Source organism: Cyclobacterium sp. L-R, from assembly GCF_056859355.1.
Genome location: NZ_JBSXOH010000100.1, coordinates 1 through 25,615, shown reverse-complemented (window position 1 = coordinate 25,615; position 25,615 = coordinate 1). Strand labels below are relative to the sequence as shown.

Annotated in this window: 18 protein-coding genes; 14 read left to right on the top strand and 4 right to left on the bottom strand. The window is 36.5% G+C overall.

What is annotated here, in order from left to right:
* Positions 1–244 precede the first annotated feature (244 nt).
* The 4 genes from AC13EX_RS24160 to AC13EX_RS24145 all read left to right on the top strand — a co-directional run bounded on the left by AC13EX_RS24160 (position 245) and on the right by AC13EX_RS24145 (position 4,436).
* Entirely contained in the window at positions 245–676 is a 432-nt protein-coding gene (locus AC13EX_RS24160; RefSeq protein ID WP_482894633.1) for a hypothetical protein, read from the top strand.
* A 12-nt stretch (positions 677–688) separates the two neighbouring features.
* Positions 689–901, top strand: a complete 213-nt coding sequence (locus AC13EX_RS24155) for a DUF3820 family protein (RefSeq protein WP_482894632.1) — start codon at positions 689–691, stop codon at positions 899–901.
* A gap of 98 nt (positions 902–999) precedes the next feature.
* The gene (locus AC13EX_RS24150; RefSeq protein WP_482894631.1) at positions 1,000–3,378 is read left to right on the top strand and encodes a TonB-dependent receptor; all 2,379 of its coding nucleotides are present in this window, start codon (positions 1,000–1,002) and stop codon (positions 3,376–3,378) included.
* A 104-nt stretch (positions 3,379–3,482) separates the two neighbouring features.
* The gene (locus tag AC13EX_RS24145; RefSeq protein ID WP_482894630.1) at positions 3,483–4,436 is read left to right on the top strand and encodes a DUF4625 domain-containing protein; all 954 of its coding nucleotides are present in this window, start codon (positions 3,483–3,485) and stop codon (positions 4,434–4,436) included.
* A gap of 378 nt (positions 4,437–4,814) precedes the next feature.
* On the opposite strand, the gene AC13EX_RS24140 is transcribed toward AC13EX_RS24145, so the two are convergent.
* The gene (locus AC13EX_RS24140) at positions 4,815–4,988 is read right to left on the bottom strand and encodes a hypothetical protein (protein WP_157470574.1); all 174 of its coding nucleotides are present in this window, start codon (positions 4,986–4,988) and stop codon (positions 4,815–4,817) included.
* 254 nt (positions 4,989–5,242) lie between these two features.
* Complete coding sequence (locus tag AC13EX_RS24135) at positions 5,243–7,129, bottom strand: sulfatase-like hydrolase/transferase (RefSeq protein WP_482894629.1); 1,887 nt, start codon at positions 7,127–7,129, stop codon at positions 5,243–5,245.
* 267 nt (positions 7,130–7,396) lie between these two features.
* Here AC13EX_RS24135 and AC13EX_RS24130 point away from each other — a divergent pair, with 267 nt between their 5' ends.
* A complete protein-coding gene (locus AC13EX_RS24130; protein ID WP_048644004.1) occupies positions 7,397–8,371 on the top strand; it encodes an NAD(P)-dependent alcohol dehydrogenase in 975 nt (324 codons plus the stop codon).
* Positions 8,372–8,734: 363 nt separating this feature from the next.
* Positions 8,735–9,133, top strand: a complete 399-nt coding sequence (locus AC13EX_RS24125) for a GlcG/HbpS family heme-binding protein (RefSeq protein WP_482894628.1) — start codon at positions 8,735–8,737, stop codon at positions 9,131–9,133.
* A 139-nt stretch (positions 9,134–9,272) separates the two neighbouring features.
* Here the strand turns inward: AC13EX_RS24125 and AC13EX_RS24120 are convergent, their stop codons facing one another.
* Complete coding sequence (locus AC13EX_RS24120; RefSeq protein ID WP_048644006.1) at positions 9,273–10,148, bottom strand: AraC family transcriptional regulator; 876 nt, start codon at positions 10,146–10,148, stop codon at positions 9,273–9,275.
* A gap of 154 nt (positions 10,149–10,302) precedes the next feature.
* Here AC13EX_RS24120 and AC13EX_RS24115 point away from each other — a divergent pair, with 154 nt between their 5' ends.
* From AC13EX_RS24115 to AC13EX_RS24090, 6 genes are all read left to right on the top strand, one after another.
* Complete coding sequence (locus tag AC13EX_RS24115; RefSeq protein ID WP_482894627.1) at positions 10,303–13,800, top strand: PVC-type heme-binding CxxCH protein; 3,498 nt, start codon at positions 10,303–10,305, stop codon at positions 13,798–13,800.
* Between the two features lie 24 nt (positions 13,801–13,824).
* Entirely contained in the window at positions 13,825–14,685 is an 861-nt protein-coding gene (locus AC13EX_RS24110) for a sugar phosphate isomerase/epimerase family protein (RefSeq protein ID WP_482894626.1), read from the top strand.
* 36 nt (positions 14,686–14,721) lie between these two features.
* A complete protein-coding gene (locus AC13EX_RS24105; protein WP_339714608.1) occupies positions 14,722–15,834 on the top strand; it encodes a Gfo/Idh/MocA family protein in 1,113 nt (370 codons plus the stop codon).
* A gap of 602 nt (positions 15,835–16,436) precedes the next feature.
* Positions 16,437–17,924 (top strand): potassium/proton antiporter, encoded by a 1,488-nt coding sequence (locus AC13EX_RS24100; RefSeq protein WP_482894625.1) that lies wholly within the window; start codon positions 16,437–16,439, stop codon positions 17,922–17,924.
* A gap of 394 nt (positions 17,925–18,318) precedes the next feature.
* Complete coding sequence (locus AC13EX_RS24095; protein WP_482894624.1) at positions 18,319–20,316, top strand: sensor histidine kinase; 1,998 nt, start codon at positions 18,319–18,321, stop codon at positions 20,314–20,316.
* On the top strand, positions 20,282–20,689 hold the full coding sequence (locus AC13EX_RS24090) for a response regulator (protein WP_482894623.1): 408 nt from the start codon (positions 20,282–20,284) through the stop codon (positions 20,687–20,689). The genes AC13EX_RS24095 and AC13EX_RS24090 overlap by 35 nt, the downstream gene beginning before the upstream one ends.
* Positions 20,690–20,815: 126 nt before the next feature.
* Here AC13EX_RS24090 and AC13EX_RS24085 read toward each other — a convergent pair whose 3' ends face one another.
* Positions 20,816–22,237 (bottom strand): sulfatase family protein, encoded by a 1,422-nt coding sequence (locus AC13EX_RS24085; RefSeq protein WP_482894622.1) that lies wholly within the window; start codon positions 22,235–22,237, stop codon positions 20,816–20,818.
* Positions 22,238–22,594: 357 nt separating this feature from the next.
* Here AC13EX_RS24085 and AC13EX_RS24080 point away from each other — a divergent pair, with 357 nt between their 5' ends.
* Together AC13EX_RS24080 and AC13EX_RS24075 are read left to right on the top strand one after the other, a co-directional pair.
* Positions 22,595–24,688, top strand: a complete 2,094-nt coding sequence (locus AC13EX_RS24080; RefSeq protein ID WP_482894621.1) for a sensor histidine kinase — start codon at positions 22,595–22,597, stop codon at positions 24,686–24,688.
* Positions 24,654–25,070: a response regulator gene (locus AC13EX_RS24075; protein WP_482894620.1), complete on the top strand. Its 417-nt coding sequence runs from the start codon at positions 24,654–24,656 to the stop codon at positions 25,068–25,070. Before AC13EX_RS24080 ends, AC13EX_RS24075 begins: the two co-directional genes overlap by 35 nt.
* Positions 25,071–25,615 lie beyond the last annotated feature (545 nt).

Here is a 25,615-nt window from a genome sequence, read left to right as displayed (position 1 = left end):
TTTGCAAAATTAAGTAAATATTTAGGTTATTAACACCAATTAACCAAATGAAAAAAAGATATATGCAAAATATAAATTTATAGTAATTATTATCCTTGATTAAAAAAGCCTGGCCTACACTTTCCAAAAAGGCAATGCTAAAAACATCTAATCAATATAATTTTTACAAAGCACAACCATACTAATGGTATAGTCATTTATTTTTACTTATTTAGCCGTTTGTTAACAGAAAATCATAATTACCATGACTACCGGATTTCAACACCTACATTCATTTCTGGCCTATATCGTTTTGGCAGGAATTATATTTAGTTTTATTTCTGCCCTAATCGGTGCATTAAGTGGCAAAGAATTTAGTGAAAAAGACCGTAAATTTGGCTTGATCGGGATGATACTTGCCCACATCCAATTGTTAGTAGGTATTGGAGTTTACTTTTTAAGTCCAGTCGGACTGTCTAACCTTAGTGGTGAAACGATGGGAGATCCCATGAGCAGATTGTATGCCCTAGAGCATCCACTTATTAATATTATTGCCATCGCACTCATTACCATCGGATATAGCAGAGCCAAAAAATTAACAGAAAGCAAAAGCCGATTTAGAAGCATCTACATGTTCTACGGTGTTGCCTTTATCCTAATCTTAAGCCGAATTCCTTGGGATGCCTGGTTGAATTAATCAACAAGGGACATGGATAGAAATATACTTTTGGAGATTGTTTCAAAAAAAATGCCTTTTGGAAAGTACAAGGACAGGCTTATCTGTGATGTACCTGAACATTATTTGATCTGGTTAAAACGGGATGGCTTTCCTAAAGGTAAGTTGGGAATGTGGCTGGAAACCATGTATGAGATCCGTGTTAACGGTTTGGAATACTTATTAGACCCTTTAAAAAAAAAATAGGGTATATTATATCGTATTATTGCCATAGTGTTGCAATTATAAAGTGATAAGGATACCTTTGTTTTATAATAAGTATTCCAATCCTTCAATATACTACCGTGAGATTTACTTTTCTCCTAATATCCATTCTGCTAACCCTAAGCCATCATCAAATTTCCGCACAATCTACTCCTAATTATACAATTAATGGCATCGTATTAGATGAGTCAGGAGAACCATTGATGGCTACTATCCTAATTCATGAATTAGGGACAGGAACATCGGCAAACCTAGATGGACAATTCACTTTAAAAAACTTAAGGCCTGGAAATTACCATTTACATGTTTCCCACTTGGGATACAAGTCATTAACAGAAACAGTAATAATTGAGAACAGCGATATAAATCTCAAATGGCAGATGGAACCCTCTGCCATAACCCTTCAATCCCTTACCATTGAAGCCAATCCATTTAAAAACGGTCCCGTAGAACAATCACAGACCATTGATGTCATTGATAGGGATTTTATAGAAAGAAATAACTCAGGCACTTTTTCCAATGCCTTAGAAAAGCTCCCAGGAATCAGCACTATAAACACGGGGGTTGGCATAAGCAAACCGGTAATTCGTGGCATGAGTTCAAATAGAATTCAGGTCAATGACCGTGGAATAAAACAAGAAGGACAACAATGGGGTGCTGATCACGGATTAGAAATTGATCCATTTGATGTTGACCGTGTTGAAATTGTAAAAGGTCCAGCCTCACTAATTTACGGTTCTGATGGTATGTCAGGGGTGATCAATATCTCTCCTGCACCTTTGCCTATGAACGGTAACATTAACGGGCATTTGATTAATAGCTACCAGACGAACAATAACATGCGAAGTCATTCGGCGATGGTGGAAGGCAATCAAAATGGGTTTATTTTCAAGGGCAGACTCACCTTTCAAGATTACCAGGACTATCGCGTTCCTGCCGATGAATATACCTATGCAGGCTTCGTTTTACCTGTTTATGAAAACCGCCTGAAAAATACCGCTGGTAAAGAAAGGCATTTTTCAATTATGACAGGTATTAGGAAAAATTGGGGCAAATCAACGCTTACTGTAAGTAGGTTTGGGCAGCAAGCCGGAATTTTCACAGGAGCTGTGGGCATACCTAATAGCTATAACCTTCAGCACAATGGTGATTACAGCAATATAGAACTACCCAACCAAGACAATTCCCATTTAAAAGTAATTTCTAATACCACCATTCAATTGGGTAAAAATTGGCTGGAAATGGATTTGGCTTACCAACGCAATGAAAGGTTAGAAAAATCCCTTCCTCATGCACACGGTATAAATTCTAGCGATCAAGGCAATCTTGCATTGGCCCTTTATCTCAACACCTATACAGCCAACTTTAGATACAACCGCCAAATTAACAATAAACAACAAGCCATTATTGGTTTTCAGTCTAGTATAATGGACAATCAATTTGGTGGTTTCGAGTTTCTCTTACCAAAGTTTCAATCAAAATCTGCTGGTCTATTTTACTTTCACGAGTACCGCTTGCTAGACAATTTCATCATAAATGCTGGCCTAAGGATGGATATTGCAAAACACCAGATTGACGCCCACTCCCAGCCCGTTTACAGTAGTACTGGAGAACCTACAGGAAATGAAGTCCTTAGAAACCCTGACATTGACCGCAACTACGCCAATATGAGTGGTTCTACAGGTTTATCTTGGATCATAAGTAATAAGAGCAACATAAAATTCAACCTTGGAAGTAGTTACAGAATCCCTAGTCCAATAGAATTGTCAACCAATGGCATTCACCATGGAAACTTCAGACATGAACTGGGAAACTCATCCTTAAAAAGTGAGCGTAGTTTTCAGGGAGATTTAAACTTTACTTATTCGAAACATAACTTACTAATTGGCTTCAGTCCCTATCTGGCTTATTATTTGGGCTATATTTACCTGTCCCCAACCGCAAAATTCTCCACTTTGCCCGGAGCAGGGACCCTTTGGGAATACAGGCAAAACAATGCAATTTTCTCAGGAGGAGAGGCTAAAATTCATTGGGCGATAACACCTGAACTACAAACTAATTTGGTTGCGGAATATGTCTATAGCCATAATCTCGATACCAATTTACCACTTCCTTTAACTCCCCCAGCAAGTGTATTGGCCGGGGTAGAATGGGCCCTTCCTTACAAGAAAACTTGGCTACCAAATAGCAATTTCTTTATGGAGTACAGGCAAGTTGCCGCACAAAACAGTGTTGACAGAAATGAGCGAGTAACAAAAGGTTATGGACTACTTGAGGCAGGTATAGGAACAGAGTTCACTTTGGGCCAACAAATTTTGAAATTTAGAATTAGTGGGAAAAACTTATTAAATGCCTATTACTTTAATCATATGAGTAGATATAGGCTTTTAAATCTACCCGAACAAGGTCGAAATATTAATATTAGTCTGAAAATCCCCTTTGAAATAAAAAATCCATAGCAATCCCCTTCCCTTCTAGGAAATGTATTAAGTAATGTTTATAATTGCAACATAATTGCAATTGCAATACTACTGTATCTAACCATTAATGATTCATTTGAAAGATGAAAAAAGCCAACATTCTAGTAGTCGGAATAATAATTCTTAATCTATTCTCATGTGAGACCAATAGCGAAGATCCTCAAGACCTAATGGCTCCAGAGATAGATCATGCTGATTCAGGTGATGAGATAAGCCCTGAAAACGGAGATGTTTTTACTGAAACAATGGACCATATTCCTGTTAGCTTTTCAGTTGAAGATCCATCTGGCATAGGACAAGTTAAAGTAAATGTACATGCAAATTTTGATGGGCACAGCCATGCAAGAGTTCTTAGTGATTTTCAAAAGTTATCGATCGATGACATATATGCAGTAGATGCGAGTGACCAGAATTTTCAATTTCCTGCAAATTCTACCAGAGTCAATGTAAATTCAACAGCAACGGATATCTATTGGTCAGGAGCCAACTCTAGACTAAGTGCACCTGTATTGGCTGGTAAATACGACTTTTCTATATCAGCAACAGATATTCATGGCAATCAAACTAGCTTTGCAGACGGTTCAAGTTACTTGGCGACCATACATATAAGAACTCCCTATTCTCCAAGCATTTCAATAAATAACCTTGACGATGATCAACTGATAGGTACCAAAGGGCAGCCACTAACTGTGACAGGAGAAATCAGCAAAACCAGCCATGAGTTAAGTGCTCCGTTGGCTTTTGTGTGGATAAAACTAGGCGAGGAAGAAGATGATGATCATGACCATGATGCACACAATGCAAGGATCAGTAATGAGGAACATGTTTATGACAAAATGTGGGGAAATTCTCAATGGCTGTCAGAAGGACAGGGCCCCGATTTGCCAAACGATCAAACAATTAATTTGGCAACACTCCTTACAGGTGAAGATGCCATCATCCTTCCAGCAACTGGTGAACACCTGGATCTTACCATTAGAGCTGAAGATGTTAATGGTAATTTTACCGAAAAGACATTCCATGTGGATATGGATTAATTTGTAAAATCCATAGAGATCTCAAACAATAAAAGGCGTAGCTGCATTTGCTACGCCTTTTATTGTTTTCTATACCGAATTGAATCTTTTTAACCCGGATTATGTAATAGAATTTCTCCGTCCTGACAATAGTCAGGGGTGAAGCCTGTCCCGTGTTTACGGGAAGTGTTGCAATCGCAAGAAAATCAGGCTGTTTGGAGATTTCAGCATAGCACCGCTATGGTGAAATTTATGATGAAATTGAAAACAGCAACGAAGTGGCTGATTTTAAAGCGATTTCAGCACGTAATAGATTGTCTATTACATATTTCGAGTTTATAATCCAAAACTTAAAATAACCGAATTAGGATTTAAAAAATTTATTAAACATTTTCATCTTCAATTCAAATCTATTACCACTTGATTTAAAACGCTTTGACCTGAATCCACCAAGTATTGCTCTATTTTTTCAATTTTTATTTTATCTTTTGAGATTCTTCTCAAAATAGAATCGTTAAAGCTTAAAAAACAGAAAAATAAAATTACTGCGATATATTTTAAAGAGAGTTTCATTTTTTTTATGTTTAACAAATACCTAACAATGATTAAACAATATTGTTTTCATTATTACAAAAACAATGCAAAAAACCCCTGAAACCTGAAAAAAAATTACGATTTGAGTATTTGTGTCAATATTTACCTGCAATTGAGTCCATAATCCAGTAAAGGATCCACTTGGATACATTAAACATAGCGTTAAGTGCCAATATATAGGTTTACCTAAAAAAGGATAAACCCAATTCATTTAAGTTTGAAAACGGCAAAAATTATTCTACAATATTATTCCTGCCATTCAATTCATTCAATGTATGGTTAACTACACGCACTACATATTTATTATTATCTTTCATTACCTCCTGAAGCTTATCTTGTATTGTCCTGCTTTTTTCTCCTATCTCATCCAATACCAAAGCTGCATTTAATCGAACCCATTCATCGCTACTTTTTAATGATTGAGTCAAAGTGGGTAGTCCGATCTCTTCATAACCTAATTTACAAAGCCCCCTTGCCGCTGCGATTTGTACGGATGGAAACTCGTCTTCCAATAAAGCAGTCAATTGGGAATGCAATTGTGGATTCCCTTTAACAGAATAATTGCCTATACCCGTTGCTGCCCAATAGCGCACTACTTCGTTATTGTGTGTAAGGTTATTGGTAAAAAGCTCAACATCATTAGACAAAGCTGTTTTCTGGATTTCATCCACGGGGATACTATTGTCTCTCCAAATCGAATATATGGGTTTGCCATTACTTTCCTCCCAATCACGTAAAATTGGTTCTGGAATCAAGCCTGTATCCCCTACTCTAGTAGACCAGGCAAGGTGCGCCTTTCTCATTTCCTTTAGTTTCTTTGAATACTCTGGATCCTGAGCCAAATTATTAAGCTCCAATGGGTCATTGATAAGGTCAAACAATTCCTCTACAGGTTTATTTTCAGCCATTAATTTCACCCCAGCCTCAGGTAGGTTTCCTTCAGAATAAGCCCTGCGTATTTCCTGCATAATTTCTCCTTTTTCGGGAGTATTCATATACTGCACAAAGGGCTTAGTAAATTCGTAATAACGGATATATTTAAACTCCTTATCCCTCACGGCCCTTTGCATGTCATAGCGCTCATCCATGCGATCCCTTGAAGCATAGACATATTCTCTTTCAGGACTTAGATGATTACCTAAAAAAGCTCTGCCTTGCATATTCTCAGGCTTTGGAATGCCTGCAAGGTTTAAAGCGGTCGGCGCCAAATCTACAAAACTAACCAACTCATCTTCCTTATTCCCTGCACTTTGAGGAACCAAATGGCTATAGGCTTCAGGCGCATATACGATCAAAGGCACCTTCAAGCCTGTGTCATACAACCACCTTTTGTGCATAGGCACACCTGCACCATGGTCGGAATAAAACATGATAATGGTGTTTTCCGCCAATCCGTCCTCCTTTAATTGGGCAACTATATCTGACACATAATTATCTAAAGCCGTTATATTATTGTAATACCTGGCCCACAATTCATTGACAATTGGAGTGTTCGGAAAATACGGTGGAAGCCGAACCTCACCTGATTTTATTAATTGGTCTTGGTGAATATCCTTAACCACTCCTTGATGCTTTTCTTTCAAATTGGTCGCACTTTCATGAGTACCTGTAAAGTTAAAAACAGCAAAAAACGGTTGGTCCTTATTTTTTCTATTTCTCCAATGTGCCTTTTTTCCTGACTCATCCCAAATTTTGGCCGCATCATAAACCAGGTTGTAGTCCTCTTTGCTATTGTTTGTACAATAATAGCCGGCCTCTCTCAAATACTCAGGGTAATATTTAAATGCTTCAGGAAACTTACCTTTGCTTCGCATGTGTTGGGCACCAATGGAAGATTGGTGCATTCCTGTGGCAATGGACGAGCGGGCTGGAGCACATACTGGAGCCGATGCGATGGCATTGGTGTACATTACCCCATCTTTTGCCAATTGGTCTAAAAATGGGGTGCGGGCAAATTCATCCCCATAACAGCCCAAATTTGGACTGATATCTTCAGTGGTAATCCATAAAATATTGGGTTGCAACTTCTTAGGAGATTGGCCTTTACAGGGTAATACTAAACTTAATCCGCAGCCAAAAATTAAAGCAATGTAACCTATATTCTTAATTTGAGACCTCATGTATATGATATATTAAAAGTTAAAGTAAACCTAAGTATGTCCTTCCAAATATGTTTTAAAAAAGGACTCATCTAAAATAATGGAATAAAAAGCCATTGCAAATTATATTTTGATAAATCACAATAGATTCGATTTAAAAAGAAACAATTAAATGAGATTGTTTTTCAAAATATTCGTGTTTTGGCTATCTTACTTTATTATTGTTTTCTTGTCTATAAGAAAAGTTGGACATCCTATTTATCTCACTTAAAATACTCAAGCATAATCATGAAGGCACTCATTTTTGAAAGATATGGTTTACCTGAAAAGGTATTAAAATTAAGTGAGCAAGCTACTCCTGTGCCCGAAGACAATGAAGTTTTGGTGAAAATTCGATGTACAGCGATCAATGATTACGATTGGAGCTTGGTAAGGGGAAAGCCATATTTGTACCGGCTTATGTTTGGATTGACCAAGCCAAAATCGAAAATCATGGGAATGGAGTTGTCTGGAACAGTGGCTCAGGTTGGTGCTAAGGTAAAAGATTTCGTCCTCGGTGATGAAGTATTTGGAGACACTTCCAATCATGGGTTTGGAACATTTGCTGAATACATTTGTATCCATCAGGATGCATTGGCTCACAAGCCTAAATCTATGTCATTTGAATCAGCAGCTGCTCTGCCTCATGCTGCTTTATTGGCTCTACAGGGATTGAAAGCTATTGGCAAGATAAAAGAAGGCATGAAAGTGCTAATTAACGGCGCAGGTGGCGGTGTTGGAACTTTGGCTCTACAGCTAGCGAAAATGTATGCTTGTGAAGTGACCGGGGTAGACAATAAAGAAAAACTAACAATGCTTAAGGCCATGGGGTATGATCATGTAATAGATTACAATACAGAAGATTTTACTCAAAATGGCCTACAATATGATTTAATACTCGATTGCAAAACCAATAAATCTCCATTTGCTTACTATCGCGCCTTGAAACCTGAAGGCAAATATGTGAGTATTGGTGGAAACCTTAATGATTTGATATGGGTTTTGATTTGGGGTAAGCTACTTCTACCTTTCTCCAACAAAAAGCTAAATATTTTAAGCCTCAAGCCCAATGTTGGATTAGAAGAAATTGCAACTCTCTATGACAATAAACAGCTTAAACCTGTTATAGATGGCCCTTATCCCTTGGAATCTACCGCAGAAAAACTACAGCTTTTTGGCGAGGGAAAGCATAAAGGAAAGGTAATAATCGCCATTCAATCCTAGTTACATGTATTTTGGCAAAAATGATCTTCTCCCAAGCCATTTAAGAAAGTGGGAATTAAATTTAACCATAAGGTTAATACATAAACGCTTCGCTATAGGTTCAGCTTCATTATATCCATCATTCTTGCAGAATTTATTAGAGTTTGGTAATTGATTTTAACTCATTAATTCATTTGGTATCATTTCTAAAACTACCCTTTGGCTGAACCATTTACTTCAGACTAGAAAGAAGTCTTGTTAGAGCTATAGTCTCATTTGAACTCATTTCCGAATGATTTTTAAGTTTCATTTATAAATTATTCCTATATTTAATTTTATTTAACAAAGTCATTTATAATCAATTATTATTTAAACCCAAATTATATGAATATTTCATTAGCTAATGCTGAAAAGATTATTGCCGCTGCCAAGGAAAAATCCAAAGCTATTGATACTAAAATGAATATTGCAGTAGTAGATGCAGGAGCCAATCTTCTTGCCTTTGCACGCATGGATGGAGCTTGGTTAGGTTCATTGGACATCTCCATTAAAAAAGCCAAAACTGCTCGTTTCTTTGACATGAATACGGGGACAATAGGGGAATTGTCTCAGCCAGGTGGATCCTTGTACAATATTGAGCATTCCAACAATGGACTCATTACTTTCCCTGGTGGGGTGCCTTTAAAAAATAGTGCTGGTGATATAGTGGGGGCAATTGGCGTAAGCGGGAGTTCTGTGGAAAATGACCATGCTGTGGCTGAAGCTGGAGCAAAAGCTTTATAAATTTAAAAGCCCTATTTGCCGGGCAAATTTGTGATAATTTGCCCGGAATATTTTTTACTTTTACCTGGTTCTAATCAGTTTTTATTTACAGACCAATCTACCATTTACCTCTTCAAACAGGTAATTATAGGCTTCTAGCTTATTCAAATCTGGTTTGAAAATCTTGTTTATAGGTTTTTGGGGTCATTCCCATTCTTTCTTTGAATTGTCGGTTAAAATTTGAAAGCGTATTGAATCCGCTATCATAACTCACTTCGCTAATATTGAGGTTTTCGGAATGCAATAATTTACAAGCATGACTAATCCGAACTTCTGATAAAAAATCAGAAAAGGATTTATTCATTCTGGATTTAAAATAGCGGGAAAAAGAGCTGCTAGTCATGTTAATTAAGGCCGCAACCTCCTCCTGCTTGATGTCTTGCTGGAAATGATCCATAACAAATTCATGTACCCTACTCATTCTATCCTTTTCAGATTCCTTATTGGCATTGGTATATCCTGCCTGAACAATGGTCTTAACCTCATTGGATCTTGAAATAAGTAATAATATTTCCAGGAGTCCGATAATCCTTTCCAAACCCTTCTTTTGAACCAATTGGATCATACGCTCTCTGACCAAGGTATTGGTTTCTCCAGTTACTTCCAGACCCAAGGACGCTCTTTTCAACAGATTTTGAAGCTCTTCAAACTCGTCTTTCTCTCCCATGTCTTTTCCTAAAAATCCTTCTGGAAAATAAACGACAATTCCTCTAGTCATGAGTTGGCTATCCTTTTCAAAATATTCCTGATCATTTCTCCACAGGTGAGGTAAATTAGGACCTGTAAAAACCAGGTCATTTGGCTTAAATGAGCGCATATCATCCCCTACAAACCTGGTTCCTCTTCCCTCCATTACCAAGAAAAGTTGGTACTCTGGATGGAAGTGCCAGTTTTTGTCAAAATTAGGAGCTATTAGCTCTTTCACCACAAAAGCGCTTTGCTCTGGAATACGTGATTTTTGAAAAGCTTTCTTCAATAGTAATTATTTAATGCTATTTACTAGATCAAATTTAGATAAAAATGACAAAAAACAGTCGTAATTAGATAAAAAACAGTAAGCAATTCCTTATTAAAACGTCCAAATTAGTATTTTGAAATAGGAGAACAATATTACCCAAACAATAATTACCATGAAAAACCTAGGGATAATTGCCTTTGCCATGCTGATTTGGATGTCATGTGGCACCAAATCTAACAGGATTGAACTATCAGATGGGCCAAGGAGGGCAGAAATACTATTTCTCGGCCACGAAAGCACGCATCATGATTCTGAAAAATTAATGCCCATACTTGCCAGGCATTTATTCCAAAAAGGAATCAACCTAACTTACACTGCTGACCCTAACGACCTTAACGAAGAAAAATTAAGACTTTATGATGGGCTTATGATCTATGCCAATCATGAGGCTATTTCAGCAGAACAAGAAGTAGCGCTTAAAAATTATGTTGAGGGTGGTAAAGCTTTGATTCCTATTCACAGTGCCTCATTTTGTTTCCAAAATTCTGATTGGTTTATAAAAACTGTGGGAGGGCAATTTTCTTCTCATGGAACGGGTGAATTTAGTACTTCTATTACAGATCCCTCTCATCCTGTGATGGAGGGGATATCTTCTTTCACTACTTGGGATGAGACCTATGTGCACAGTCAATTAAACAAAGACATGACCATCTTGATGGAAAGGACTGAGGGAGATAGAAAAGAACCCTACACCTGGGTAAGAGAACAAGGAAAAGGACGTGTTTTTTATACAGCTTATGGTCATGACGAAAGAACGTGGAATCATCCTGAATTTCAAAAATTAGTTGCCAATGGTGTATTATGGGCTATCGGAGACAAGGTGGCTAAACAGGTGGCTGAGTTTGATATACCTCAACCTCAATTTGAGGATGCGGAAATTCCCAATTATGAAAACAATGACCCTGCCCCTAGGTACCAACTTCCACTTTCACCTGAAGAATCAATGAAATTGGTGCAGGTCCCTGTAGGTTTTGAATTGCAGCTTTTTGCTTCAGAACCAGACATTATCAACCCAATGGCCATTGCATGGGATGATAAGGGACGGCTTTATGTCATTGAAACATCAGACTATCCCAATGAAGTAAGAAAAAAAGGAGGCAATGATAAAATCAAAATCTTAGAAGATACAGATGGTGATGGAAAAGCCGATAAAATCACTGTTTTTGCAGATGGCCTAAATATTCCTACTAGCATGGTCTATGTCAATGGAGGTATATTGCTTTCCATGGCTCCAGATTTCCTGTTTCTAAAAGACACCAATGGGGACGATAAGGCAGATATTAGGGAAACCATCATTACAGGCTGGGGAAAAAGTGACACCCATGCTGGTCCTTCGAATTTAAAATATGGTTTTGACAATAAGATTTGGGGTGTTTTAGGTTACTCCGGTTTTAAAGGAGAAACAGAGGGCAGAGCCTTGTCCTTTAGTCAGGGAGTTTACCGATTTTCTCCTGACGGCAGCAACCTTGAGTTCCTCGGAAATACCAGCAACAATACCTGGGGTTTAGGTTTCACTGAAGAATTTAATACTTTTATTTCTACTGCAAATGGCCAGCACAGCGCTTATCTTGCTATGCCCAATAAATTTGTAAAACGACCTGTAAATGGAGGCTCGGTCAACGCTGTTCATGGTATAGACAGCCATTATGATATGCCACACCTTACCCCATTTTTACGTCAGGTAGATTGGCATGGCAGTTATACAGCTGCAGCCGGACACAATTTTTACACCGCTAGAAGTTTTCCCAAAAATTACTGGAACAAAGTCGCTTTTGTGGCAGAACCTACGGGTAGAGTTTTACACAATGCCATAATAAGCCCTGAAGGCTCAGGTTTTAAAGAAAAGAATGGCTTTAACTTATTAGCGAGTTCGGACGAATGGTTTTCTCCTGTTCATGCTGAAGTGGGACCTGATGGAGCACTTTGGGTAGCAGATTGGTACAATTTCATTATTCAACACAACCCAACTCCAAAGGGATTTGAAAACGGGGAAGGCAATGCCTATATCAATCCACTTCGAGACTCCAAACACGGTAGAATCTACCGACTGATCTATAAAGGAGGAGATTACAAAACGATGAACATCGATCCTTTGAATAACAAAGACCTTATAAGTGGCTTGAAAAGTGACAATATGTTCTGGAGGATGACCGCTCAGAAGCTTATTGTAGAAAACCAAAATACATCGATAATAGAAGATTTACTCCAACTTATAGCTGACCAATCTGTAGATGAAATCGGATTAAATTCTCCAGCCGTTCATGCCTTATGGGCCCTGCATGGAACAGGTGCTTTGGATGGCAGTAATGTAAAAGCTATGGAAGCAGCAACAAAGGCGCTGAAACACCCTGCTGCCGGAGTTAGAAAAAATGCCATTCGGGTATTGCCTAAAAGCGAAGAGGTATTAAAAGCAATTTTAGATGCTAATCTGATTAAGGATAAAGACCTTAACACCCGAAAAGAGGCATTGCTTGCCATTGCAGAAATGCCTTCTTCCCCAGATGTTTCAGATTTACTTTTAGCTGCCAGTCAAGATGATGAAAATGCTTCTGATGAATATATTCCTCAAGCCTTATTTGCAGCAACAATCACCCATCCTTCTGCTTTTGATGCTTCTTCAACTGCACTTCAGCAGATTGACAAAGCCGATTCATTATTGACTTTAGAAGAGCGAGTAGCCAAGAGCCTTATCGAAGAACAATACAGTTTAGATAGAAGATCTGGAGTTCCGTTTCCACCACAAATAGCTGGTAAGGAAATTAGAATTCAGGCCACCTTAAGCAAAACGGATAAACCTTTGGAAGGGATAATCGTGGCACAGGGTAACAAAACCAATGGTTATAGTTTGTATATTCAAAACAATACCATATACTGGTTGGTAAAACAAAATGGAAAAACCTACCAGGCTGTTTCAAGAGGAAAAATACCCAATCAACAATTTGTATTACAAGCAAGCCTAGAGAATAGTGGAAAAATGGAAATAAGCATTGATGACATTGCCCTTGCAAAAAGCAATGCCCAAGGCCTTTTCACTGAGAATTTTGACGAGGACAGGGTTAGAATAGGGCATGACAATATGGGTTCTTCTCAGGTAGGGGATTACAAGGATCGTTTTTACTTTAATGGAAGAATGAATTCAAGGGCATCTTACCTCAACCTTAAAGTACCAATATTAGGTGATGAACCTGAATCACTTGAATCAGAACAAGCTCAGTCTCCAACAAACAATGCAGGTGCAGTAACCATCAAAATGGGAGTCATTGCTCATGAAATGAAATTTGATAAAGCCAGCTTCAAGGTAAAAGCAGGGCAACAGGTAACCATTGATTTCGTAAACAATGACTTCATGCAACACAACCTGTTGGTAGGTAAATCAGGGAGTTTAGAAATCATCGGCAAAGCTGCGGACGAATTGGCTAGAGACCCCAATGGCATCGACATGAATTTTGTCCCAAAGATACCAGAGATAATTGCTGCTACTCCATTGGTAAATCCTGAAGGTAATGAAAGCTTGGTATTCACTGCTCCAAGTACCCCTGGAGAATACCCTTTTCTTTGTACAGTCCCAGGACATTGGAGAATTATGAATGGAATAATGATTGTAGAATAGGATTTAAAAAATAAATAATCAGTAATGGCTTTAGATATAAAATTGGGAGTTAGTACCTGGCTATGGACCTCTCCATTTAGCAGCGATACCATTTCCCTTTTTCCAAAAATAAAGAAAATGGGGTATGATGCTGTGGAAATCCCTGTAGAAGATCCTTCATTAATCGATCCTGCGATAGTTGACAGAGCATTAAAAGACAATGGCCTTGCTCCTATTATTTGTGCTGCTTTCGGTCCCAGTAGGGACCTAACCCATGACGACCCTTCATATCATCAAACAAGTTTTGATTATATTCAGGACTGTTTTGATATAAGTGCTGCCTTAGGTGCCGAGTTTGTGGCAGGGCCTATGTATTCGGCTGTGGGAAAGGCTCGCTTGGTTTCTCCAGAACAAAGGAAAATCGAATGGGATAGGGCAGTCACCAATTTGCAGAAAGTCTGTCAGATGGCCCAAAAATCAGGTCAAAAAATAGCTTTGGAGGCCTTAAATCGATTTGAAACGGACCTGATCAACTCAACCTCTGACTTAATGCAGTTAATTTCTGACATCAATCATCCAGCTGCCAGGGTATTATTGGATGGGTTTCATATGAATATAGAAGAACCAAGCATAGAAGCGGCTATTTTACAGGCGGGTGAAAAGCTAATTCATGTACAAGTGTCGGAAAATCACCGTGGAACTCCAGGAACAGGACAAACAAGGTGGGAAGACTTTAAATCAGGACTAGAAAAAGTGAAGTACAAAGGTACAGTCACAATTGAAAGCTTTACACCTGAAATAAAGGAATTGGCAGGTGCAGTTTGCATTTGGCGGCCCTTGGCAGAAAGTCAGGATAAGTTTGCTTCTGAAGGTTTCAATTTTTTAAAAAATTGGGCCACCAACTAATAAAATTCAATCTTTCAACCCAAATAATTTGTTAACATGAGTAAGAAATTGAATATAGCGATCATAGGACTGGGATTTGGTGCAGAGTTTATCCCTATCTATCAAAAACATCCTTCTGCCAATATTTATGCCATTTGCCAAAGAAATAAGGCGAAGTTGGATGAAATTGGCGATGCCTTTGGTATAGCCAAAAGATATACGGATTATGACGAGTTGCTAAAGGACCCAAATATTGATGCTGTTCATATAAACACCCCCATTCAAGCACATGCCGAACAATCTCTTAAAGCGCTAAGAGCTGGCAAACATGTAGCCTGTACAGTTCCAATGGCTACAACGGTAGAAGAATGTCGTCAAATAGTAGAAGAAACGGAGAGAACGGGACTTACCTATATGATGATGGAGACAGTGATTTACAGTAGGGAATTTCTTTTTGTGAAAGAAATGTATGAGAGTGGGGCTATGGGTAAATTGCAATTTTTAAGAGCAAGTCACCAGCAAGAGATGGCCGGTTGGCCTGGCTATTGGGAGGGCCTCCCTCCTATGCATTATGCCACCCATTGTGTAGGGCCGGTATTGGCTTTGCCAAAGGCCGAGGCTGAATACGTATCCTGTTTTGGGTCTGGTAGGATCGATGAAAACTTGATTGAAAAGTACGGTTCGCCATTTGCCATAGAAAGCTGTCATATCAAACTAAAAGACACAGACCTTTCCGCAGAAGTCACCCGATCTCTTTTCAATACTGCAAGACAGTACAGAGAGAGTTTTGATGCATATGGATCTGAGAAGTCCTTTGAATGGACACTGATTGAACATGAAGACAGTGTGGTGCATACTGGAGAAAAACCGGAAAAGGTGAAAATTCCGGATTATGCACATTTACTCCCAGAAGAAATAGCCCCATTTACTACCGAAGGTGTATATGATGACGATGATAACCAACACCTATCCTTTATTCAAGGAGCTGGCCATGGGGGTTCTCATCCACACCTGGTACATGAATTTGTTACTGCCTTACAAGAAGGCAGGGCACCCTATCCCAATGCCAGGCAATCTGCAAATATAACCTGTGTGGGGATTTTAGCACATGAATCCGCAATGAATGGAGGTGAAAAAATCAAGCTTCCGGATTTCACTTTTAATAAATAACAAACCTATTATTCCAAAACTACCCGGATTCCAGTCAATCCGGGTAGTGTTTTTTTATTTTGGGGCATAAAATTCAAATAGGAAACAAATCACCTTTCTCCTACCGTAACACTTCAACCCGAAATATCCAATAGACAATCTATTATGTGCTGAAATCGCTTCAAAATTTTAATTTTTGCATAACTATTTATTAAAGCAATTGAGGTAAACCTTCAAGGAATTCAGTATTTTTGCTAGTTAACGGGGCTATCTGGATAGACTTTCTAGTAAAGTCTTCAATTTCAAGCACAGAAATTTTAAAGCCCATAATAATACTGCATTAGAGAAACTGATAACAGCGAAAGATCATCGGTTTTGAAGTGAATTAATCAGGCAATTTTACGTTTGGAATCTCCTATTTGGAACTAAATCAACGAAACTTCTATGACAAAAAAGGTTAAAGGATAGCTAAATAATACGCATCCTATTTCATTTCAGGAACGTAATTAATTTCTACTATGGTTTTGAGAAGGATTTATAAAGAATAATCTCCAAGGCTTGTAGACTATCACTCTAGTAGTATTCTCAGATGATCATTTTTAATAAGTAAAAATTAAGGTTACATGAATATAACCATTGAAAATATAATACTAATAGGCTCTATCCTATTATTGATCAGTATTATTGTAGGAAAGCCAAGCTACCGCTTCGGAATTCCTACCTTATTGCTCTTCCTTACGATAGGTATGTTAGCGGGTTCAGAAGGCATAGGTGGCATCTATTTTGACAATCCTGAAATCGCACAGTTTATAGGTATTGTATCCCTTAACTTTATACTTTTTTCAGGTGGCTTAGATACCAGGTGGCCTTCGGTAAAACCAGTTTTGAAGGAAGGCATCGCCTTGTCTACAATGGGTGTTTTACTAACAGCTTTAGGTTTGGGCTATTTTGTCCATTTGATTACAGATTTTACCTTATTTGAGAGTCTACTTCTAGGTGCAATCGTTTCATCTACAGATGCTGCTGCTGTTTTTTCCATTCTTAGAGGTAAAAACCTTGCCTTAAAGAAAAACCTACGCCCCACTCTGGAATTAGAAAGTGGAAGTAATGATCCCATGGCCTATGTGCTAACCATTGCTTTTTTATCATTGGTACAAGAACCTGATAAAGGTGCTTTGTCAATAATTCCTTTGTTTTTACTACAAATGATAATTGGAGCAATTTCAGGTCTCCTATTTGGCAAACTTAGCAAGTGGATAATCAATAAAATTAAGCTTGATTTTGAGGGGCTTTACCCAGTACTTACCATTGCCCTTATGTTTATCACCTTTTCAGCTACCAACTCCCTATATGGCAATGGCTTCCTCGCCATTTATATATGCTCGGTCTATCTTGGAAACCAAAACATTATTCATAAAAACACTATTTTAAGAATGTTTGATGGGTTGGCCTGGTTGATGCAAATTGTTTTGTTTTTGACCTTGGGGTTGTTGGTATTCCCATCGCAAATAATTCCGTATATAGGTCTAGGCTTAATTATTTCGCTTTTCTTAATCCTTGTAGCCAGGCCCTTGGCGGTATTCATTTCCCTCATACCTTTTAAAATGAAACTAAGGCGGAGATTTTATATCTCATGGGTTGGTTTGAGAGGTGCTGTTCCCATTGTTTTTGCTACCTACCCTTTATTAGCAGGCATAGACAAGGCCAATATTATCTTTAATATCGTCTTTTTTGTTGCCATCAGTTCCGTATTGATTCAGGGAACAACCATCTCCTTGGTTGCCAAATGGCTTAAAGTGGGTTTGCCAGATAATGTAAAAAAACCTACCCCTAGTGAAGAATTTCTTGAGGAGCATCCTAAAACCATCTTAAGAGAAATTACCCTTAAAAAAGACACTGATGCGATCGGCAAACAAATAGTAAATTTAGATTTCCCGAAAAACGCCATCATTGCGATGATAGAAAGAGATGAGAATTATTTGATGCCCAACGGCTCAACCACTTTGGAGGTGAATGACAAATTGATTGTATTGACTGATAAACTGGAAAACATCAAGGAAGTATACAAATCGCTTAGAATTCAGGAGGAAGAACCAAGCTCTAAAAAATAATTTGTTTCACCAATTAGCTTATAGTTCTCAAAACCTAAATTAACAAAGGAAAAGTCATTTTTGACAGTAAATAGTAGCATTAAACCCAGATTATGCAATAGAAATTCTACGCCCTAATAATAGTTAAGAGTAAAGCCTGTCCCCTGATTACGAGAAGTACTGTAATCGAAAAAAATCTGACTATTTGAAGGCTCTAGCTAAACATCACTATGATGATCAGGAATTATTTATTGAAAATGTAGATTTTATTTTTTAGTCCTGTCAAATAGATTTTAAAAAATTGGGTAGATAAGTGATATTTGATTCAAATCAAAATTTCTTAAAAGTAAAACCATTATAATCAAAACATTTTAAAACTTCCGTTGTTACAATTATAATTCTATTTTTAAACCTTATGTTAAATGTTCTTCTTAAAAAAGTTACCCTAAAAACCTTTGAGAAAGCTGTAATTTCAATTTCGATTTCATTTAGTCTCTTGGTTATGATTGGTTGGTTTATTAAAATTTACGAGGTTTTAGGAATTCCTCCGGGAGATGCAACAATGAAGTTCAACACCGCCTTGGTATTTTTCATATCTGGAATCATCATGATTATCCAGCGAAAAAAAAGGAAAAAATACTTAACCTTAATCAAGATTTTAGCCTCCAGTTTAATTCTATTCGGTGGATTAACTTTGGTAGAGCAACTTGGTTGGGTTGCTTTTTCAATTGACAATATTATTGTAACAGATATTTATTCAACAAACAGTCCTGGCAGGATGTCTCCTGCAACAGTCATATGTTCAATTTTGGTAGGAATAGGCTTTTTAGGGAACTTGTCGCCAAAGTATTTTTTTGGGAAAATAGGCTTGTTTGCATTTAAATTAACTGCTCTTCTGTCTCTTGTATCCATAATTTCTTTTATATTATCCATCCCCTTATCCAGTAAAGCCTCCTTGTTCCAAACAATGGCCATTAATACCTCTGGCTTATTTTTAATTATTTCTATCTTACAATTATTTAAAAGCCCTAATTCTCCAATTTATAAAATAGTCACAGGAAATTTTGAAGGAAGTAAATTAACCCGTAGAATACTGCCAACGGTTGTCTTATTCCCTATCATTTTCAGCTACCTTTTAATTATTGGAATCGATGAAAACATTATTACGACAGAATTTGGAATGGTCGCTTATGCGGCGATATTTATTCCTATAAGCATAATTTACGTGGCTTATATTGCCATAGGCTTAAATAAAACGGATGCTGAAAAACAACAATTGGCAGAGGAATTGAATGAGAATAACCGCTACTATTTAAGGCGTTTTAAGGAAGGGGTAGATCAGGTTTCAATTGTCTCACTAATGGATCCAAATAGGCTGATTACCTATGTCAACGATTCATTTCGTAAAATTTCCCAATATTCAAGAAAGGAACTTATAGGGAGTCCTCATTCCATTTTACATTCTGGACACCACAGTAAAGAATTTTTCGATGATATGTGGGAAACAATTAGCTCTGGTGAAATCTGGGTAAATGAAATTAAAAACAAGGCAAAAGATGGTTCTTTTTATTGGACCTTAACGGCATTTATACCCTTTAAGAACGATAAAGAACAAATTACCGAGTACATGGTTTTAAGTCAAGACATAACCGAGAGAAAAGAAGCTGAGGCATTGAGGATGTCTTATGTTAAAAAACTTGAGTATAAAAACAAAGAGCTGGAACAATTTGCTTACGTGGCCAGCCATGACCTTCAAGAGCCATTACGTACAGTAATGAGCTTTACTGATCTTCTTGCAAAGAAACGGTCTGACTCTTTCGATGAATTGGGTTTAAGAAGTATTAAATATATTCAGGAAGCAACGCTAAGAATGAGCCAACTTATCAAGAGTTTATTGGATTACAATCAAATTGACAAAGGCAATGAGCTTAGCCTCGTGGATTGTAATGATTTAATTAAAGGAGTAGTAAACGATCTTGGTAAAAATTTAAAAGAAACCAATACCTCAATCAAAGTAGATAAATTACCTTTGATAAATGGTTATAAAACACCACTTAGGATGGTTTTTCAGAACCTAATCAACAATGCTATTAAATTTCGAAACAAAGACACGAAACCCCAAATAACAATAACAGCTTCTCAAAACGAATATGAATGGTTGTTTTCCGTTAAGGACAATGGCATAGGCATTTCTGATGAACACCAAGAGAAGATTTTTGAAATATTTCAAAGATTACACAATAAAAACAAGTATGAAGGCTCCGGAATTGGACTGGCCCACTGTAGGAAAATTGTAGATTTACATGGAGGAAAGATTTGGGTTGAATCAAAGCTAAATGAAGGGAGCACATTTAATTTTACCATAAGAACCAAAGATCATGAGAAAAAAAGTAAACTGTATACTGCTGATTGATGACGATGAACCGACGAACTTCTTGCACAAAATTATTATTGAAGACAGTAATTTAGCAGAAAAAGTAGTGGCTGTTCAAAGCGGATATGAAGCATTAGAGTATTTAGAAAAAAAAGAGGAGGGTAAATACCCTCAGCCTGACATTATTTTTCTTGACATCAATATGCCCGCAATGAATGGTTGGGAGTTTTTGGAAAGATACAAACAGCTTGACGAGGGTTTAAAAGGAAAAATATTGGTTGTAATGTTAACTACATCCATCAACCCTGATGACAAAAAGAAAGCCATGGGAAAAGGCTTTGTAAAAGGCTTTTTAAGCAAGCCCCTTACAACGGAAATGCTTGAAAAAATAATTGACGATGAACTTAAATAAGTCTATTTAGTAGCTTAGAGACCCTTATGTCTGCTACCTCTAACTTATTGCACAGTAATTCATCTTTTTTATTCTAAAAATAAGTGAATTACTGCATTGAACTAAATAATGTTGTAAAAAATTATTTTACTTATGGTAATCCAATTCAATTTTACTATTCTCAACAGAAGCCAACCAATCCCTCAATTCAGCCTCCAACTGCTTGGCTACCTCAGGGTACTCATCAATAATATTGTTAATTTCTGACTTATCGTTCAGCAAATCATAAAGTTCAAAACTTTCCAGCTTTTCATCAGTTATTAGTTTATACTGATTGGTTACCCATGACACATTTGGAGTACAAATAAACCCCATTGGCTTTGCTCTTTCTTCTATCCTTCCTTCGATTGCATCTAATATATTAGTACCATCCAATGGCCGCTCATCAGGATATTCTATTCCCATAATAGCGAGTAGAGTAGGTAAATAATCACTGGTAAAAGCTGGAAAATCAATTTTCCTGCCTCCTTCGAAATTATTCTTCCAGATCACAAAAGCCGGCACCCTTACGCCTCCCTCATACAAACTCCTCTTTCTTCCACGAAAATCCCCAGCGCTTCCCGGAGTTCGGTCTTCAGGCCCATTGTCACTGCAAAAGAAAATAATTGTTTCCTCTTCAATTCCTGCATTCTCCAACGTTTGCCATAATCGACCAATTTGCCTATCCATTGCTGTAATAGATCCATAATACAATTGCTCAGGCAAATCCATGTCAGCATATAAACTCCTGTCTAAGCTATCACTTACTACCGGTAAATGAGGGGTATGAAACCAAATGGTGGAGAAAAAGGCTTGTTCATTATTAATGGCATTATCTATAAATGGAATAACACGATCCATTATAACACGAGAATCATCTCCCTTCATATTGCTAGTATCCATTTGATTTTCACCATCCCAATAAACCGTGCCATAATTTATTATTGAATTCTTTCCTTCTACAGCCCTCCAGCCATATCTCAGACTTTCTCCCTCTTTAAATGATGCTGGATATACCATGGGGTCATAAGTAGGGACTTTTGACTCTGTGCTAAAAAATGTATCGTAACCATGCTTCGATGGAATGGAATAATCCTTAAGGTATATTTCTTTACCTCCCCTATTGGCATCTGGAATAGTTTTGGAGAAGGTACCTAGATGCCACTTTCCAAAGTGTCCGGTAGCAAAGCCTTCTTTTTGCAACAGTTCTGAAATGGTAATTTCCTCCGCCTTCATATGTCCATTATTGGCATAAGGAATATCCATCCTAAGTGGGTTTCTGCCTGTGATCAAACTGGCCCGAGTAGGTGAACAAACCGCAGAAGCAGAATAGAATCGATTGAAAACCACGCCTTTTGAAGCTAGGTCATCTAAAAAAGGCGTTTTTATCTCTGTATTCCCATTAAATCCAACATCATACCAGCCTTGATCATCTGTCATGATTAAGATAATATTTGGTTTTTTTACAGGGGTTTTACAAGAACTGGCAAAGATTCCCAACACAAAAAAGAATATTAAAAGTCTACGCATTTTATTAGCTATCGAATCAATTGGTATAGAATTTAACCATTCAATATACTTACTTTTAGCCAAATTTGGCAGTAAGACTACCTTTTAGGCATGAGTATTAATTAAAATAAAACAGCTTGTAGAATTTAAAACCAAACAAGAAATTACTTTTATTGAGTACAATCTCTTTTAAACTTAAACACTTTGAAATTGTCTTAACTTTTTAAAAAAACATCCTCCTTTATCAAGGTTTCGATAAATACTTGGGTAATCCAGCAAGCATAAAAGTCATTAATATTCAAAATCCTGAGAAAAAATTTATTTAAATATTTCAATCATTGAGAAAATAGAATTAGTTGAAAATTTTATAGATTAAATTTGAAAAACAAAAATAATAGCTATTTTTACCTATATCAACAAAATTTTAATTATTCCTATTATGTTTCTTACTATTTGGTAAAAATTTTAACAAGTTCTAGGTTGGAAAAACATTTTGAGAAAAGTAAAATTATTCATCTTGAAAAAGCAATAGTTTCTATTTGTATTCTCACAGGATTAGTGGTGATTATTGGGTGGTATACTGGAATAAATGAGGTCTTAAGTATTGTTCCTAAGAGTGCAACAATGAAGATCAACACTGCTATTGTGTTCTTATTATCAGGAATTATTTTAATTACAGATAAATTTTATAGTAAAAATTCAATTTTTCTATATAAAATTCTATCAATAGCAATTATCACTATTGGCCTAATGACTTTAGCCGAACATATTGGATGGCTTTACCTACCTATTGATAACTTTTTTATAGAAGACAATATATCTACAAGTAATCCGGGAAGAATGTCTCCAGCAAGTGCAATATGTTCAACCCTAATTGGTATTGGTTTCCTAGCAGAAAAGTTGACCAACAGTATTTTTAAAAAAATAGGATTTTACGCCTTAATTATAACAGCAGTAATGGCAATGGTTGCAATAATTGCTTATGTATTATTGATCCCAATTGAAAGTAAGGCAATCTTTTTTAAATCCATGGCCATACACACTTCAGTTTTATTTTTATTGATTGCAGTTCTAAATTTATTAAAAAATACCAATACTGAATTTTTTAGACTAATCTTAGGAAATTACACTGGTAGCAAACTTATTCGTAAAGTCCTTCCCCTTGCAATTGTTTTTCCAATTATTTTCAATTATTTTCTAATATTAGGAATTAACAAGCAAATTGTCTCTTTGGAATTTGGGCTAGTAATTTTCTCTACTTTTTTTATCCCAATTAGTATCATTTACATCACTTACATTTCTTTAAGACTGAATAGGTCAGACATAAAGAAAGCTGAAGTTGAAAATTCAATTCGACAAAGTAATCGATACCTTAAACAATTTAAGGATGGCCTAGACCAAGCTTCTATAGTTGCAATCACAGACAAGCGGGGAGTAATAACTGAAGTTAATGAATCTTTTTGTAAAATATCTCAATACACAAAAGATGAACTCATAGGCAATACGCATTCAATCGTAAATTCTGGATACCATGATAAAGAGTTTTTCATAAATATGTGGAAGACCATCGGTTCAGGTAATATCTGGGTTGACGAAATACAAAACAAAGCAAAAGATGGATCACTATATTGGGTTTTAACAGCCATCGTTCCTTTTAAAAACGAGAAAGACGAAATTACGGAGTACATGGCCCTAAGGCAGGATATAACTGAGCGAAAAAAAGCAGAAGAATTGAAGTCTGATTATGTGAAAAAATTAGAATATAAAAATAAAGAATTAGAACAATTTGCCTATGTGGCCAGCCATGACCTGCAAGAACCATTAAGAACCGTAATAAATTTTACAGATCTTCTAGAAAGAAAACAAAGAGAACATTTTGATGAAATAGGATTAACAAGTTTACATTTTATCCAAGAGGCTACAGTCCGAATGAGTCAGCTTGTAAAGAGTCTATTGGACTATAATCGAATTGATAAGAATAACAAAATTTCACTTGTAGATTGCAATCAACTAATTAATGAAATAAAAAAGGACCTTAGTAAAAACATACTTGAGGTAAAAGCTACCATTATTGTAAATCAATTACCAAAAATTTACGGTTATGAAACTCCTTTAAGACTGCTCTTTCAAAATTTAATAAGTAACAGCATCAAATTTAGGAAATTAGAACAAAATCCTTACATCGAAATAACTGCAAGATCAAATCATGATGAATATTTATTTACGGTAAAGGACAACGGTATTGGCATTCCTGAACACCAACAAGATAAAATTTTTGAAATCTTCAAAAGGCTTCATAGTAGAGATGAATATGAGGGTTCAGGGATCGGCCTTTCACATTGCCGGAAAATCGTAGACTTACATGGTGGAAGAATATGGGTTGATTCAAAATTAGGTAGCGGTAGCACTTTTAACTTTACAATAAAATCAAATGAACATGAGAAAAATAATCAATTGCATATTGTTAATTGACGATGATAAATCAACGAATTTTTTACATAAAATTATCATCGAAGAAACAGGTGTTTCCGAAAAAGTTGAGGCTGTTCAAAGCGGCCAAGAAGCACTAGATTATTTAGAAAGAAAAAAGGAAGGCGTCTACCCAAAGCCTGATCTCATTTTTCTTGACATAAATATGCCTGGAATGAATGGATGGGAATTTTTGGAAGAATATGAAAAGTTAGATGACAATCTTAAGGGAGAGATAATGATAATGATGTTAACTACCTCCATTAATCCAGATGATGAAGAGAAAGCCAAAAATACCAAATTTATAAACGGATTTCTAAATAAACCTCTTACTACTGAGGTACTAGAAAAAATAATAGACGATCATTTTCAAAAAAAGGAGTAAATTATTTATAAGGATTGTCTATTTCGCTAATATTCTATAAAAACAAACCTACAACTAAAATTTCTCAATACCATTAAATAACCTAAGACAAATAATATTAACTCCTTAATCCTTATCCGTAATATTAAATATATAATTTTTAAATATAAAAAGATTTCTTCCTCTTTATTATATTTTAAATCCAGACTATGTAATAAGATTTCTTCGCCCTGACAATAGTCAGAGGTAAAGGTTGTCATGTATTTACAGGAAATCTTGAAATTTTAAGAAAATCTGGCTTTTTCGAGATTTTCTATTACATATTTCCCATTTAATACATTAGAGTCGTACTTTATGGCCTAATCATAAGAAGAGCCATCGTAGCTCTCAAAACCTAGTCCAAGGTAAAATTTAGCCAAGTAATGGTATCCATCCGACAAACTACATCTTTTGCAAAAGCTAATCTGTTGCTAAACTTGTGTCATGAAAAGACAGACAGAAAGCAATATGCGTAAACTTTATCAAGAATGGTTATCCTCAGGGGTTAGCAGATCAGAATTTTCCGA